Origin of the sequence: Nostoc sp. JL23, from assembly GCF_017115065.1 — a bacterium.
Lineage (GTDB): Bacteria > Cyanobacteriota > Cyanobacteriia > Cyanobacteriales > Nostocaceae > Nostoc > Nostoc punctiforme_A.
Map to the genome: position 1 here is coordinate 66,312 of NZ_JABXKN010000109.1, position 13,827 is coordinate 80,138.

Annotated in this window: 18 protein-coding genes; 7 read left to right on the forward strand and 11 right to left on the reverse strand. The window is 41.1% G+C overall.

Annotation, left to right across the window (positions count from 1 at the left end):
* Window positions 1–41: 41 nt before the first annotated feature.
* Both HWQ42_RS22250 and HWQ42_RS22255 read right to left on the reverse strand, forming a co-directional pair.
* Window positions 42–761 (reverse strand): rhomboid family intramembrane serine protease, encoded by a 720-nt coding sequence (locus HWQ42_RS22250; RefSeq protein WP_292816189.1) that lies wholly within the window; start codon window positions 759–761, stop codon window positions 42–44.
* A 93-nt stretch (window positions 762–854) separates the two neighbouring features.
* Entirely contained in the window at window positions 855–1,643 is a 789-nt protein-coding gene (locus HWQ42_RS22255) for an SDR family oxidoreductase (RefSeq protein WP_292816191.1), read from the reverse strand.
* A gap of 152 nt (window positions 1,644–1,795) precedes the next feature.
* On the opposite strand from HWQ42_RS22255, the gene HWQ42_RS22260 reads away from it, so the two are divergent.
* Window positions 1,796–2,416 carry a hypothetical protein gene (locus HWQ42_RS22260; protein ID WP_292816193.1) on the forward strand — a complete coding sequence of 207 codons (621 nt, stop codon included), beginning with the start codon at window positions 1,796–1,798 and terminating at the stop codon, window positions 2,414–2,416.
* A gap of 3 nt (window positions 2,417–2,419) precedes the next feature.
* On the opposite strand, the gene HWQ42_RS22265 is transcribed toward HWQ42_RS22260, so the two are convergent.
* From HWQ42_RS22265 to HWQ42_RS22290, 6 genes are all read right to left on the reverse strand, one after another.
* Window positions 2,420–3,016, reverse strand: a complete 597-nt coding sequence (locus tag HWQ42_RS22265) for a hypothetical protein (RefSeq protein WP_292816195.1) — start codon at window positions 3,014–3,016, stop codon at window positions 2,420–2,422.
* Window positions 3,017–3,148: 132 nt separating this feature from the next.
* Window positions 3,149–3,310, reverse strand: coding sequence for a hypothetical protein (locus tag HWQ42_RS22270; protein ID WP_292816271.1), 162 nt, complete (start codon window positions 3,308–3,310; stop codon window positions 3,149–3,151).
* Window positions 3,310–3,693 carry a type II toxin-antitoxin system VapC family toxin gene (locus tag HWQ42_RS22275; RefSeq protein ID WP_292816197.1) on the reverse strand — a complete coding sequence of 128 codons (384 nt, stop codon included), beginning with the start codon at window positions 3,691–3,693 and terminating at the stop codon, window positions 3,310–3,312. Before HWQ42_RS22275 ends, HWQ42_RS22270 begins: the two co-directional genes overlap by 1 nt.
* Window positions 3,690–3,920 (reverse strand): DUF2281 domain-containing protein, encoded by a 231-nt coding sequence (locus HWQ42_RS22280; protein WP_292734791.1) that lies wholly within the window; start codon window positions 3,918–3,920, stop codon window positions 3,690–3,692. Before HWQ42_RS22280 ends, HWQ42_RS22275 begins: the two co-directional genes overlap by 4 nt.
* A 361-nt stretch (window positions 3,921–4,281) precedes the next feature.
* Window positions 4,282–4,656 carry a hypothetical protein gene (locus tag HWQ42_RS22285; protein ID WP_292816199.1) on the reverse strand — a complete coding sequence of 125 codons (375 nt, stop codon included), beginning with the start codon at window positions 4,654–4,656 and terminating at the stop codon, window positions 4,282–4,284.
* 33 nt (window positions 4,657–4,689) lie between these two features.
* Window positions 4,690–5,250 carry a Uma2 family endonuclease gene (locus HWQ42_RS22290; RefSeq protein WP_292816201.1) on the reverse strand — a complete coding sequence of 187 codons (561 nt, stop codon included), beginning with the start codon at window positions 5,248–5,250 and terminating at the stop codon, window positions 4,690–4,692.
* Window positions 5,251–5,409: 159 nt separating this feature from the next.
* Here HWQ42_RS22290 and HWQ42_RS22295 point away from each other — a divergent pair, with 159 nt between their 5' ends.
* Both HWQ42_RS22295 and HWQ42_RS22300 read left to right on the forward strand, forming a co-directional pair.
* Window positions 5,410–5,610: a hypothetical protein gene (locus HWQ42_RS22295; RefSeq protein ID WP_292816203.1), complete on the forward strand. Its 201-nt coding sequence runs from the start codon at window positions 5,410–5,412 to the stop codon at window positions 5,608–5,610.
* Complete coding sequence (locus HWQ42_RS22300) at window positions 5,610–5,870, forward strand: type II toxin-antitoxin system RelE/ParE family toxin (protein WP_292816205.1); 261 nt, start codon at window positions 5,610–5,612, stop codon at window positions 5,868–5,870. The genes HWQ42_RS22295 and HWQ42_RS22300 overlap by 1 nt, the downstream gene beginning before the upstream one ends.
* 58 nt (window positions 5,871–5,928) lie before the next feature.
* Here the strand turns inward: HWQ42_RS22300 and uvrB are convergent, their stop codons facing one another.
* A complete protein-coding gene (uvrB, locus tag HWQ42_RS22305; protein WP_292816207.1) occupies window positions 5,929–7,926 on the reverse strand; it encodes an excinuclease ABC subunit UvrB in 1,998 nt (665 codons plus the stop codon).
* A gap of 253 nt (window positions 7,927–8,179) precedes the next feature.
* Here uvrB and HWQ42_RS22310 point away from each other — a divergent pair, with 253 nt between their 5' ends.
* From HWQ42_RS22310 to HWQ42_RS22325, 4 genes are all read left to right on the forward strand, one after another.
* Complete coding sequence (locus HWQ42_RS22310; protein WP_292734809.1) at window positions 8,180–8,644, forward strand: hypothetical protein; 465 nt, start codon at window positions 8,180–8,182, stop codon at window positions 8,642–8,644.
* A 347-nt stretch (window positions 8,645–8,991) separates the two neighbouring features.
* Entirely contained in the window at window positions 8,992–9,174 is a 183-nt protein-coding gene (locus HWQ42_RS22315; RefSeq protein ID WP_099103871.1) for a CsbD family protein, read from the forward strand.
* 389 nt (window positions 9,175–9,563) lie between these two features.
* Entirely contained in the window at window positions 9,564–10,202 is a 639-nt protein-coding gene (locus tag HWQ42_RS22320) for a histidine phosphatase family protein (RefSeq protein ID WP_292816209.1), read from the forward strand.
* 282 nt (window positions 10,203–10,484) lie between these two features.
* A complete protein-coding gene (locus HWQ42_RS22325; protein WP_292816211.1) occupies window positions 10,485–11,672 on the forward strand; it encodes a DUF4336 domain-containing protein in 1,188 nt (395 codons plus the stop codon).
* Here the strand turns inward: HWQ42_RS22325 and HWQ42_RS22330 are convergent, their stop codons facing one another.
* Both HWQ42_RS22330 and HWQ42_RS22335 read right to left on the reverse strand, forming a co-directional pair.
* A complete protein-coding gene (locus HWQ42_RS22330) occupies window positions 11,673–12,647 on the reverse strand; it encodes an MvdD family ATP-grasp ribosomal peptide maturase (RefSeq protein WP_292816213.1) in 975 nt (324 codons plus the stop codon). It abuts the gene before it with no gap.
* A gap of 80 nt (window positions 12,648–12,727) precedes the next feature.
* A complete protein-coding gene (locus HWQ42_RS22335) occupies window positions 12,728–13,717 on the reverse strand; it encodes an MvdC family ATP-grasp ribosomal peptide maturase (RefSeq protein WP_292816215.1) in 990 nt (329 codons plus the stop codon).
* Window positions 13,718–13,827 lie beyond the last annotated feature (110 nt).

A 13,827-nucleotide genomic window follows, 5' to 3' on the forward strand; every position in this document is an offset into this window, starting at 1 on the left:
ATTAATCAGTATATTTGAGGTTAATTACGATACAATGAAAATTACTTATACCAAGATTCTTCCTCGGATTTATCACTAAATAAACCCAACAGTGGGCCGAGAATTGCCCCAAAGATAAACCCGCCGGCATGGGCCCAGTAGGCAATACCACCACTTTCCATACCGATGTTGGTACGTGCTTCCAGGCTGGTAAGTCCGTAGAAGGCTTGTTCGAGAAACCAGAATCCTAAAAAGAAATATGCGGGGACGCGAAAAGTCGGGAAGAAAAACCCTAGAGGTACTACGCCGAGAACTTCAGCGTTGGGGAAGCGAAGAATGTATGCACCCATGACACCTGCGATCGCACCACTTGCACCCAAAGAAGGAATGCTAGAATCTTGAGCGAAGAACCACTGGGTCAAGGATGCCAAAACACCACAAGATAAATAAAACAGTAAATATTTGGCATGACCTAACTTATCTTCAACGTTGTTACCAAAAATCCAGAGAAACAACATATTGCCAGCTAAGTGCAAGAAACCGCCGTGCAAAAATTGTGAAGTAATCAAAGTTGCCCACTCTGGTACTGGTTGATGTACAGAGATACCAGCAAAGCTTAAAGTCAGTTCTCGTGGAACTACAGCCGCAAGGTGTAGAAACCCATTTAATGCTTGGGGAGGAAGATTTGCTTCATAAAGAAAAGCAAGGACGTTGACAGCAATCAACCCATAAGTTACGTAAGGCGTGATTTTTGTCGGATTATTATCTCTAATGGGAACCACGAGCGTTTTTTCCTGAGTTTAAGACAGCAATTCTACAATACGGAATTTTGTAAGTAGTTTCTTCTACCTCGTGGATGGATCTGGCTTTGAGACTTAAAAACCGAAAGCCAAAAAACCACCATCGACAGTGATACATTGTCCAGTGATGAAAGATGCCGCAGGCATACAAAGAAATGCTACTAAACCCGCTACTTCTTCTGGTTGACCAACTCTTCCCATAGGTGTTTGGGACAGAACTAATTTGAGAAAATCTTGGTTATCGAGTACAGACTCGGTTAAAGGAGTGCGAATAGCCCAAGGTGCTACGGTATTTACCCTAATTTGATCGCAAGCCCATTCAACTGATAGCGATCGTGTCAGTTGATTTATAGCCGCTTTAGTCATACCATAAGGAGCGCCTGTACGGTTCGAGACTAAACCTGCCACAGAACTTATATTCACAATGCTGCTATTTTCCCTATTTTGTAGTAGAGGGTAAAATAGACGGCACATCTCAAAAATTGATGTCTGGTTTGTCTGGATGATGAACTGATATTCAGCAGCTGTGTAGTCTAGTACTTTTTTGCTGATATTGGTTCCCACATTATTAACCAGGATGTCTAATTTATCCCAGGTTTTGCCAACCTGCTCAAAAATGGCTTGTCGCCCCTCAGCGCTTGCAACATCTGCCGTAATTCCATAAGCAGGTAATCCTAATTCTCGCCAGATAATTAGTTGTTGGTCAACATCTTGAGAATTCCGTGCCACAATGATGACTTCTGCACCTAGAGATAAGAACTCATTGGCAACAGCTAGTCCAATGCCTTTGGTCGCACCTGTAATCAGTGCTTTCTTTCCTGTCAGTGTCCAGCGTAGACTTAGCCTTCCGTAGGCATCACTCATTTGTAATTTTGCGGATTTTTTATTTTCAAGGTATCAGTTTAAGAGTTTATCTTGTAAGTGCCCAATGAGATCGCTTTTTATAGTAATGTAGGCGATCGCAATCCCTAAAGCATTTACCGCATCTGATTCCAATTCAGTAGCGGATCAAACCTATGTTTTTTTCAAATTCTCTGGAAAATCAACTCCAGCACTGGAACGAAACCATTCGCAATCAACCGAAAAATCCTAATGCTTACGTTCGCCGGGGTATGATTAACTTCCAACTGGCAAAAATTGATGAATCTATTCAAGATTTCGACATAGCAGAGCAATTGGATGCTAGTATTAAACCCTACCTCTGGCAACGTGGATTATCGTATTATTATGCAGAAAGATTTGCTGAGGGCGCTGAACAATTTGAAATAGATTTGACTGTGAATTCTCAAGATGTAGAAGAAACAGTATGGCAATATCTCTGCATAGCTCGTTCGTTAGGTGTTGAAGAGGCACGTAAATCTTTACTAACTGTGAAAAATGACCCTCGACGTATTATGCAGCGCGTATATGATTTGTATGCGGGAGATTGTACACCAGATGATGTTTTAACTGTTGGTGAATCAGAAGGGATAAAGGGAAATTTTTACAGTCATCTTTACTTGGGATTATATTACGAAGTCGAGAATAATGTTGATTTGGCTGATGAATATATAGTGAAAGCTGCTGATAATTACAAAATTGATGATTATATGTGGTATTTAGCGCAGGTACATAAAAAATTACGAGGGTGGATATAGTGCTTATAATGACAGATGTAGCACTCTTCGACGAATGTTGACTATACCATGCACAATTCCTAAGATTGCACCGATGTAAAGTCCAATATGGATTCCCCAAACCAACATAAATTTGGAAACTTCTGCTGGCTGAACGACTGGCGTAATTTGATCGGCAAAGAAGGGAAATTGAAAATAATAAAATATGAATCCTGCGATCTGAGCAACTAAAATTGCCCAAGTAATCGGATACCGTGCCATTTTAAGTAATTGACGATAAGACAAAGGTAACTTTCGTCTCTGATTAACCAAGAGAAATATGCCGTAACTTAAAAAACCAGCAAAAAACCCCGCCTGAAATCCAACCTCACTGACTTCCCAGCGAAAACTAGAATCATAAGGAACATTTTTGAAGTAATAAAAGTAAGCAGGTGAGAGAGTACAGGTAATCTGATCGTTAACGATACCAAACCCAGCACCGATTAAACCGGACACGATTAAAAACGAGTATTCCTGAAGTTTTGTCGGTTTTGTTGGATTACGCCAGTAGTCTAGCGCTACAATCAAACCCATCAGCAAAAACAAAATCAGCAGTCGATATTGATATGGGATATTTTGCATAAGACAATTGGTTTAATCCAAAATTAGCCTTTCAGGAAGTGTGACTATTTACAACTTATTCAGAATTTTCACCATTGTATGCGAAGCATCTGTGGAGATAGCGTGAAATTCAAAGATTGACTATCTATCATGTCAATTTTCGGTTGCTTCAGTTTCAAACTGCACTTGTCTGTACAAATGGGCGTAGGCGTAGCCCGTCGTAGACATCGCAATTTCCACATCTACAGATTCCAGCCGCAATATATCGTCCAAATTATACTCCGACAGCACCCATTTCCCCTGTTCGTTACCCATTACCACATCCTCTGAACAGAATAAGCATCGAATTTTTTATCCCTGCTAATAATAATTAAGGAGTGATTGATAGCCTGTGCAATCAACATTCGGTCAAATGGATCGCCATGATGTAGCGCGAGATTCCGAACTTGAACTGTATCGGCAAAAGATAGCGGAAGTATGAGAATATCTGAAGCGTCGATTGCAGCACCTATTGTTTCATAGCTCTGTTGAAGCGATAATTTGCCAAGGTTCAACTTGATGGCAATTTCCCAAAGACTAACGATACTGAGATAAACTATATCTGCGGTATTGATCATCATCCTCAGATTATCTGGAAGGCTGGAGTCATTTTCAGTTAACCAGATAAAGGCATGAGTATCTAAAAGGAAACCACTCATTCCATATATTCCTTAAAAACTTCAAGAGGTTCATCAAAGTCATCAGGCAGAGGTAAAACAAAAGTTCCTTTTAAGATGCCAGAACGACGCTTTTTTTGTTGTAAACTTTCCTGAGAAACAGCCTTTGAATAATTCTCAACTAAATATTTGGCATAATGCAAGAGTTCTTGTTTAAGTGATTCTGGCATCTGATCTAGTGTTTGTAAAATTTCTGCATCAATAGCCATGATTTCTCCTGAGAGGTTCTTCTACTTGTAATTTTAGGGGAATTTCTGGAAGGGATTTTATTTTTCGGTGGCTTCGGTTTCAAACTGCACTTTGCAGTACAAATGGGCTATGTCTACGACGGGCTATGCCTACGCACACTGTGTCAGAATCGCTATTGTAGGCGATGATGCTTATCAGAAGTAGTATGTGCTTTTCAGATGTGTAGGAAATTAGGCGATCGCCTTTAAAAGAAAGCTTTCCCGTTGTGCCTCAACAGATAACCTAAGCCAGCTAACGGTTTAGCTCACCCCCCACAGAGAACCTAGAGCATCCAGCAGATAACCTTTCGGCGGTCGGGTGCAGGGCGTTCTTAGATGCATTTTACTCGTCGGTCATCTCATCAAATAAATCACTACCATTACCATTTGATGCACCATCAGTATTCAATTGTGGAAGTTCAGACAGCTTTTGACGAACTTGAGCGATTGTGGAAATTGTTTCTTTACTAGCTGACAGTGGATGAGAAAGCTCAACATGTCCGCATAATGTATTTGTGATGTTATCAAGCACTCCATTCCATCCTGCGTTTGCTGCTGCAAGTGCTATGTCTCGCTCATGTAGTGCCGCCAATATTTTTTGTGCAATCTGATCCTGCACTTCATGAATTGGTAAGGGAATGAGCGTCTTTTTTACATCTTCGTCAAGAATAGCAGGGTAACTTGAGCCTGTACTCCATTTTCTAAACTGCTCTAGCATTTTATTCCGTAGATGCTTTCTGGCGATCGCCTCCTAGATTTTTCGCAATAATTCCCGAATAGCGATCACACAATCACCAAAAGCTAAAGGTGAAATTGTCACATCTTCTGCAAGTATGCTCTCACTGTGATATCCGTCTGGACTAGGGAGACGATACATATACAACTTGCGTCCATTCACATCTAAAATCCAGTACTCAATAATACCTGACTTAGAGTATGCGTTCGCTTTTACTTCTCGATCGTATTTGAGACTGGAATCAGCTATTTCAATCAGTAAAAATACTTCGGAAGCATTGGGATGGTGATCCTCATAATCTAATGGATTCAGCTTCACCACTGAAATATCTGGCTCTGGTTCAGAATAATCATCAAGTTGTACTGGTGACTGGATTCTTAATAAAACTTTGTCACCCAAACGTTGACGTAATAACCTTTCTGTGCGGGTAATTGCTGATTCGTGAGCAGTACCTTTTGCTAACATTCTGATAATTTGTCCCGCGATTAATTCTAAGCGTTCTTCAGGATGAAAAATCCCCATTTCCGCCATTTGGTGATACTCTTGAACACTAATTAGGCGAATATTGGTCAGCATAAGATTCACGTTAACTTCCTAACATTTTATCCCGCAGATGCTTAATGTGATGTGCAAGCGGTTTGTTACGCCGCCGCGATCGCCGCAATATGCAACAATAGCAAGTAAAACAGTAAGAGCAGTTCTCACTAACCATCATCCCCTATGCAAGTCAAAGACATGACCATCGAAGAACTCAAACTTCTGATTCAAGAAACTGTTGCCGAAACGATTCAATCTCTATTGGTTGATCCTGATGAAGGCAAACAAATAAAGCCAGAAGTGAAACAGCAACTACTCGACTCCCTACAACGTACTCAATCTGGAGAACGTGGAATTTCTGCTGAGGAAGTAGCAAAAAACCTGGGATTGTCTTGGTAATGAGCTACGAGATCGAATTTAAATCAGAGGCGACTATCGGGTTTGAAACTCTCACCTCAACTATTCAAGAGCGCATCCTGCGTAAAATTCGCTGGTTGTCTGAGAACTTTGAGGACTTAACCCCTCAACCTTTGAGTGCTGATTTAAGCGGTTTGTTTAAACTCAGAATTGGTGACTACCGGGTTATTTATTCCTTTGATACTGAAGTACAACTCATTACAATTCATCAAGTTGGGCATCGCCGTGATATTTACAATTAACAATCGGTCATCAGTTTATCCTCAATCACACTCCAATTGAAGACTCAGTAGATTCACGTTAACGTCCCAGCATTTTATCCCGCAGATGTTTAATGCGATCGCGCAATTTACCCGCCTCTTCAAATTCTAGTTTTTTCGCCGCCTCTTTCATCTGTGCTTCTAACAGAGTAATCAACCCTGGAATCTGTTCTAATGGCAGTTCATCTATATGTTCATCTACAACTTTCAAGTCAGTTGCATTTAACCGCCGAGATACATCCAAAAAAGCTAAAATCGCATTACTTGATTTTTTGACAATTGGTTGCGGTGTAATCCCATTTAGTCGATTATGTGCTGTTTGAATACCACGCCGCCGGTCTGTTTCATCAATAGCTTTAATCATGCTACCTGTCATATTATCTGCATACAAAATCGCTTGTCCCTGGACGTGACGCGCGGCTCTACCAATAGTTTGAATTAAGGAACGCTCGGTTCGCAAAAAACCTTCTTTATCTGCATCCATAATTGCTACTAAGGAAACTTCGGGTAAATCCAAACCTTCTCGCAGCAAATTCACTCCAACCAAAACATCAAATTTCCCCTCGCGCAAGTTCTGCAAAATCTCAATGCGCTCAATAGAAGTAATCTCAGAATGTAAATACCGTACCCTGATACCGTGGTCTTGCAAATATTCGGTTAAATCTTCCGCCATCCGCTTAGTTAATGTGGTAATTAACACTCGTTCATGGCGGTCGGCTCTATCTTTAATTTCACCTAACAAATCATCAATTTGTCCTTCTGTGGGACGCACGGAAATTTCTGGATCAACCACTCCAGTTGGTCGAATTACTTGCTCAACTATATGATCTTCAGAAACTTCTATTTCCCAATTTCCGGGAGTTGCTGAAACAAAAATACACTGATTTACTTTTTGCCAGAATTCTTCTGCTTTCAAAGGACGGTTATCAGCAGCGCTAGGAAGCCGAAATCCATGTTCAATTAAAACTTTTTTTCTCGCTTGATCGCCGTTATACATACCGCGAATTTGGGGTACGGTAACGTGAGATTCATCGATAATTAATAGCCAATCTTTAGGAAAATAATCAATTAAACATTCTGGTGGATCTCCAGCTTGTCTTCCTGCTAAGTGACGGGAATAGTTCTCAACGCCGTTGCAATAACCGACTTCGCGCAGCATTTCTAGGTCATAGCGTGTACGTTGATCTATACGTTGCGCTTCTAATAATTTCCCAGCTTGTTCTAAGTCTAATTTTTGCTGTTTTAACTCGGCTGCAATATCATAACAAGCTACTTCTAATCGTTCTTCTGGGGTGACAAAGTGACGTGCTGGGTAAACATTTACGGCTTCCAAACTTTTGAGAATTTCCCCTGTCACCGGGTCAATATAGCGGATCGCGTCAATTTCATCACCAAAAAATTCGACGCGAATAATTCGGTCTTCATAAGCTGGACCAATTTCTAAGACATCACCACGGACACGAAATTTTCCCCGGCCCATTTCTATGTCGTTGCGGCTATATTGAACATTTGCCAAATCCCGTAAAATTTGGCGTTGATTGACTTCCATACCTATCTGGAGGGGGATGGCAGCTTTAAGATATTCTGCTGGCATTCCTAAACCGTAGATGCAACTGATAGAAGCAACGACAATGACATCACGACGTTCAAAAAGCGATCGCGTCGCTGAATGCCGCAACATATCTATTTCATCATTAATCGCTGCCGTCTTCTCAATATAAGTGTCGGTAACGGGAATATACGCTTCTGGCTGATAATAATCGTAGTAACTGACAAAATACTCCACTGCGTTGTTGGGGAAAAAATCCCGCAACTCGTTACAAAGCTGTGCAGCCAAGGTTTTGTTATGCGCTAGAACTAAAGTCGGCTTGCCAATTTTCTCAATAACTGCTGCTACCGAAAATGTCTTGCCAGTTCCAGTGGCTCCTAGTAAAGTTTGGTAACGGTTGCCTGATTGGATACTAGCAGAAAGTTTAGCGATCGCTTGTGGTTGATCGCCTGTGGGACTAAAGGGAGCTTGAAGACAAAATTCTGTCATACAGTTTTGCTATAAATACCCTATCTCATGGTGACGATTCCGCCCTGTATCCATTGTAGCTGGCTTAATAGACCAAATAAATAGTAATAATTATTTACAAAAATTATTAATTTGAATTTACTTATGTATTAGTTTTAAAGATTCTTATATCTATATGAGGTTTTTTAAGGTTAAACTTTAAGGTATATGGGAAAAAATTTCATCTTTCCTTAATTATTGTAAAATTCAATTAACAAACTAGAGGTGTTCGTTTATGACTATTAGCAACGCTGGCAAAGCAACCAGTTCTCGGCAAAAGTATGCCAAGTCTCCAGGGGAAGCTACAGAGGAAGTTGAAAATCAACCAGACCAGAGCTTGAATGCAGATAAAGTCGAGGAAGTTACTGAACTGCCAGTGGGAGCTTCTGGAACACTGGCCATTTCTGGAATTCGTCCTATAGGCGCTAGCGACTTAGAAGTTGCTGAACACCTCTCAATTGCTGGGGTGCGTCCCGTTAGCACCAGCACGTTAGAAGTAGTTGAAACCTATAACTCAATGGGTATTCGTCCAATTGGCGCTAACACATTCCAAGTCGTTGAAAGTATAAATCTCTCTGGGATTCGTCCAATTGCCTCAAGTTCATTGGCAATTTCTGATAGTTATTCTACCTTCGGGAACCGTCCTATAGCACCAAATGAGATTGACAATTCTGAAAGCCTGATGGGTTTTCTCGATTAAACAAAAAATATTCCTATAACTTTATTAACCCAGTTTCTATACGAAACTGGTTTTTTTATTTAAAAAGTAGAGATTACCGTATTTACATTTGTTCTATGTCTTTTAGCATAGGTAACTAAACTCTCCTGACTTTAATTTACATTTCATCAACAGCCAGGATGCTTACTACAATTACTTTTCTTCATTTTTAGTTTTGAGTTTTTAATTTTGAATTGTTTAATATGCCTTGTGGTAGAAGGCTTTAGCAAAAACTTTAAGTTACTGTGTGAAAGTAATAACAAATACGTTTCAAAGTTAGTTTGTTTATAGCTTTGAAATGAGTTTTTAATTTAATCAGGAGTATCAAAATGAGCATAGAAGATCGCGCAAAGGCTGCTGCCAAAAATGTTGAAGGTAAAGCCCAAGAAGCATTAGGAAACGTTACTGGAGATCCAGAAGATAAAGCTAAAGGTAAAGCAAAGCAAGCCGAAAGCGAAGTACGTCACGGAATAGAAGACGTAAAAGATAATGTCAAGAAAAACATTGACTAGTAATTCATGATTTTTTTTGCAGAAACTCTAGGGATATAAATGGGGTGGATTCCATTTTTGCAGGAAAAAATTACGAAATGCTAAACATTCAATGCTATGCACCTTTATTCTCTTCTTAGCAAGCGTTGAAAGATAAAGGACTAGCTTGATTGACAGAACTTTTATAGAGACGTAATTAATTACGTCTCTATATTTATGCTTAATTTATTCTTATAATTATTAGAAAGCAATAATAGCAATGTCTACGACGAGCGTAGCTAGGGCAACTTTGTCCAATCTGAAAATTATTTCAAATCTCAAAAATTGTAGTAATATACCACAGGCATTAACTATCTTCAGCTACATCTGATTGTTAGCGCTGTTAAATTCACAATCGATGAGAATATACCGTGAACCTAACTCTTTATTTCCTCCGTCACGGACAGACAGAATGCAGCCGCAATAATTCCTTTTGCGGTTCTATAAACTCAGAACTCACTCCAGAAGGCTTGGAGATGGCAAAGGCTTTTGCAGACACATATAGTTTTATGGATTGGATAGCAATATTTTGTAGTCCAATGCAGCGAACTGTATTGACAGCAAAACCTTTGTATGAAGCAATAGGGATAGAACCACAACTTAGGGATGGTTTGAAGGAAATCAACTATGGCTTGTGGGAAGGAAAAACGGCAGAAGTAATTAGCCGTGAATATCACGATGATTATATTCGCTGGTCAGCAGATCCCGCTTGGAATGCGCCTACTGGTGGAGAAATGGCGGTTACAATTGCTTATCGTGCCTTGCAGGTAATTGAAGAAATCAAGCAAAATTACACTAGTGGTAATGTGTTAGTGGTTTCACACAAGGCAACTATCAGAATTATTCTGTGTAGTGTATTAGGGATTGATGTGGGACGTTTCCGTTTTCGTTTGGGATGCCCTGTTGCTTCGGTCAGTATTGTAGAATTTACTTCACATGGCCCGTTGGTAAAGGTTTTGGCAGAGCGTAGTCATTTGGATCAACGTTTGCAAAATTTACCAGGAACGTGAAGGAGTTAAAAGTTAGGAGTTAGGAGTTAAGAGTTATTATTTTTACCTTACTCCCCCTCGCTATCTGGCTCAGTATATTTGCATAAAACGTTTATCCCAATTTTCAAAATTGAAATTCTATACCTTCTGGTTGCAATTGTAGGCAGTTGCCCTTGCTCGACAAGCGTGCTATATCAATCTTGTAGCCACTACAGCACTTTCATAACTGGCCCACGCCAGGACAATGGAACGACGATGAATTCACTTGGATCTCAGTCGAGGGTTGAACTACAAGATCGAGGGATGTCTTCTTTGAACAACCCCAAGGATTGGTCATGGCCATTCTGGGCTGCTGTCCCACTTTACCCCTACGGCAGGCGGCGGACACTTCGTAAGGAAATAGTTCAGGACACTATCTGGACATTCGATCAGCTTCACGGCATTCTCTACACCATCGTGCCGATTCGCATGACTATCGTCAAGCTCTCTGCCGGAGGACTTCTGGTATATGCACCCGTTGCTCCCACAACTGAGTGTATCCGCTTGGTTAATGAGTTGGTAGCAAAGCACGGTGAAGTTAAGTACATCTTACTGCCAACCAGTTCTGGTCTGGAGCATAAAGTCTTCGTTGGTCCCTTTGCTCGTCGCTTTCCTCAAGCACAAGTCTTTGTTGCCCCACACCAGTGGAGTTTCCCGTTCAATCTGCCGCTTAGTTGGCTAGGCTTTCCCCAAAAACGAACTCAAGAACTCCCAGAGGACTCAAGCCTTGCTCCCTTCGCTCTAGAGTTTGACTATGCAATATTGGACATCGACTTGGGACGAGGAGCTTTTGCAGAAGTTGCAGTGTTTCACAAGCGATCGCGCACTCTGCTTGTAACTGATTCTATACTTTCTGTGCCAGTTGACCCACCAGAAATCCTCCAATTAGATCCTTATCCCTTACTGTTTCATGCCAGGGACAATGCCTGGGAAACGATCAAGGACAATGAAAACAACCGCCGCAAGGGATGGCAACGCATTTCCCTGTTTGCGCTTTACTTCCGTCCAAGTGCCTTAGAAGTTGCTTCAATCGGACAGATGTTTCGTGATGCTCTCAAAGCACCACAGCGATCGCTAAAAACGTACTTTGGTTTATTTCCTTTTCGCTGGCAAGAAAACTGGAAGCAGGCATTCGATGCTCTACGAGGTCAGGGACGACCATTTGTCGCACCGATTTTGCAAATCCTCATTTTTCCTCAAGGACCAAGCCAAGTCCTCAACTGGGCTGATACAGTTGCAAGTTGGGATTTTCAGCAGATTATTCCCTGTCACTTTGACGCGCTAATTAAAGCAAATCCGCGTCAATTTCGGCAAGCATTTGCTTTTATGGAAAAAAATCTTTCTTCTAGCGAAAGCCAGCCTCTATTGGAGGAAGATTTAAAATTCATTCAGGAACTAGAAGCGGGTCTAGTTAAGCGCGGTATCGCAACGCCAGCTAAAGATAAGTTGTAATCAATTAGCTGAATTATTTAAAACCTCAGCGATCGCCTGGGAAATCGGTAAGCCAGGACAGCGTTCCAGCCAGAAGAACTCGCCAACTGGGTTAACTTCAAGGAATACATGACGACCATCAGGAGTCAAAATAATATCAAGCGCCCCATAGTTTAAACCAAATTCTGCCATGAGTTTGAGCAATTTTTCTTCGACATCTTCGGGCAAAGTGTATGATTCCCAAGCGTCGAGTAAGGCGATTCCCTGTTTGCGCCAGTCGTAACGTGCCTTATCTAAAGCTTGAGAATCAACCGCAGCCGTTAGCACACGCTTACCTACAATAATTGTCCGCAATTCCAATGCCTTGGGAATCTTCTCCTGAAATGTCATTGGGCAGAAACGTAAGCCATCAAGGTTGTCTAGATCCTCTGATGAAATTGGATTTGTAAACACAACTTTTTCTCGCCCTCGTTCATCATAAATAGCGAAGGAAGAGAGCATTTTGGTAATCATTCCCTGCTGACACTCTTGGGCAAATTGCTTTACTGCTACAGGATTATTTGTAGTCAGAGTGCGAGGCGTATCTAGACCAATATCTCTTGCTATTTGTAATTGCAGTTGCTTATTTTCGGCTCGGCGAATATTTGGCAGAGGGTCAAGATGAAACCCCCTGATACTAGCAATCATTCCCTCAATGCTAACGCGAGATTCTTTCAGTGAGGCTTCTCTAAGTTGCCTATCCATCGAGTTGGGAATTTTTGATCCAATTGCAATGCGCCGATACCAAACTGCTGATACTTCATTTAAATCTAATGTCTGGTCATCGACACTCAGAATCACTCGCTTAGTACTACCATAGTAAATATCTAACTGCATTTCTGTGGGAAATCGGTCTGTGTCAAAACGAAATGCTTTCTTTCCTTGGGCTTCAATTGCCTGAATAACTAGAGGAATACTTTCGTTATCTTGGCTGTGAGTAATGATTAAAGCAGTCATGTACAAATATGGAGAATGAAGTACGCTACAGATAAATATAGGGGTTATCAGTTGGTTGGGAATTTTTAAGTAAGAGCATTTTACTTCGGGCTTGTTGAAAGTAGTGCAGATGCGATCGCTAGAGAAATTGGATAGTCCAAATCTCTCTCCAGCATCCCCCACTCTCCTGTCGGATTAATTTCTAAAAAAACATATTCTCCTGATGGCGTTTTAATCAAATCAAATGCTCCAAAAATCAGTCCAAACTTAGCCATAAAGGCATCCAAACAACGGATTAGTTTATCAGGTAATTGCTCTGGTTGCCAGGTAAGAATCTCTTTTGTCTCACGTCGCCAATCCTGGGTAGATGCTGCATACTCAGACGCATCTAGCCCCCCGACAAAGAAATTGCCATTCACATACACTGCTCGTAGTTCTTGCTGTTTAGGGATTTGTTCTTGAAACATAACTGGACAATAACGCAGTGTTTCAGCATCAAGTAAGTCTTCTTCTTTAACGACGCTGGTATACATGAAAAAAGAGGAGACTTGCATCCCAGAAGAAAGAGGTCTGAGCAGCTTGACAATCATTTTTCCCTTAACTTGGTGGAAAAATTCTCGTGCTTCTTGAGGATTGTTGGTGACGAGAGTCCGAGGTATGACAAGACCTACTTCCGATGCAATCCGCAGTTGGCGTAACTTGTTTTCAGCTGCACTTATCCGGCGTAAATCATCCACCCACTTAGCTTCTTTCAGGCTGTCCCAAAAGCCATCTAAGACTGCGAGTGATTCACTAGAACAGACTGCTTGAAATTGTGGAGCCAATTCTTTACCGAGATCGGGTTGCCAAATACGCCGCATCCATACTGCTTGCACTTGCTCCGTGTTGAGGGAGCGATCGTTATATTGCAGTGTATGATTGCTACCAGAGTTACTTAAATTAGCCTGGAGTTGGAGTGCGATCGGAAACTTATCAGTATCAAGACGAAAGGGCTGTGCGCCTAGTTTTGATACTGCTTCTGCAACTCTATCTATTGTAAAGTAATCACCACTATGGGTGATTAATAAAACTACATCACGATCGAGGTGCATAAAATATTTTTATTAGTTTTGGCATTTTCAGTATTGTCAACTCTTGAAAAAGCAAAATATTAAAAAAGTGAACTTAATTTTAATGGGAAGCCAACTCCTAGATGAAGTTG

Bases quoted from the DNA above. Each gene is read 5' to 3' on its own strand.
- HWQ42_RS22255 (WP_292816191.1), bottom strand. From the start codon at position 1,643: ATGAGTGATGCCTACGGAAGGCTAAGTCTACGCTGGACACTGACAGGA.
- HWQ42_RS22260 (WP_292816193.1), top strand. From the start codon at position 1,796: ATGTTTTTTTCAAATTCTCTGGAAAATCAACTCCAGCACTGGAACGAA.
- HWQ42_RS22265 (WP_292816195.1), bottom strand. From the start codon at position 3,016: ATGCAAAATATCCCATATCAATATCGACTGCTGATTTTGTTTTTGCTG.
- HWQ42_RS22270 (WP_292816271.1), bottom strand. From the start codon at position 3,310: ATGGGTAACGAACAGGGGAAATGGGTGCTGTCGGAGTATAATTTGGAC.
- HWQ42_RS22275 (WP_292816197.1), bottom strand. From the start codon at position 3,693: ATGAGTGGTTTCCTTTTAGATACTCATGCCTTTATCTGGTTAACTGAA.
- HWQ42_RS22280 (WP_292734791.1), bottom strand. From the start codon at position 3,920: ATGGCTATTGATGCAGAAATTTTACAAACACTAGATCAGATGCCAGAA.
- HWQ42_RS22285 (WP_292816199.1), bottom strand. From the start codon at position 4,656: ATGCTAGAGCAGTTTAGAAAATGGAGTACAGGCTCAAGTTACCCTGCT.
- HWQ42_RS22290 (WP_292816201.1), bottom strand. From the start codon at position 5,250: ATGCTGACCAATATTCGCCTAATTAGTGTTCAAGAGTATCACCAAATG.
- HWQ42_RS22295 (WP_292816203.1), top strand. From the start codon at position 5,410: ATGACCATCGAAGAACTCAAACTTCTGATTCAAGAAACTGTTGCCGAA.
- HWQ42_RS22300 (WP_292816205.1), top strand. From the start codon at position 5,610: ATGAGCTACGAGATCGAATTTAAATCAGAGGCGACTATCGGGTTTGAA.
- uvrB (WP_292816207.1), bottom strand. From the start codon at position 7,926: ATGACAGAATTTTGTCTTCAAGCTCCCTTTAGTCCCACAGGCGATCAA.
- HWQ42_RS22310 (WP_292734809.1), top strand. From the start codon at position 8,180: ATGACTATTAGCAACGCTGGCAAAGCAACCAGTTCTCGGCAAAAGTAT.
- HWQ42_RS22315 (WP_099103871.1), top strand. From the start codon at position 8,992: ATGAGCATAGAAGATCGCGCAAAGGCTGCTGCCAAAAATGTTGAAGGT.
- HWQ42_RS22325 (WP_292816211.1), top strand. From the start codon at position 10,485: ATGTCTTCTTTGAACAACCCCAAGGATTGGTCATGGCCATTCTGGGCT.
- HWQ42_RS22330 (WP_292816213.1), bottom strand. From the start codon at position 12,647: ATGACTGCTTTAATCATTACTCACAGCCAAGATAACGAAAGTATTCCT.
- HWQ42_RS22335 (WP_292816215.1), bottom strand. From the start codon at position 13,717: ATGCACCTCGATCGTGATGTAGTTTTATTAATCACCCATAGTGGTGAT.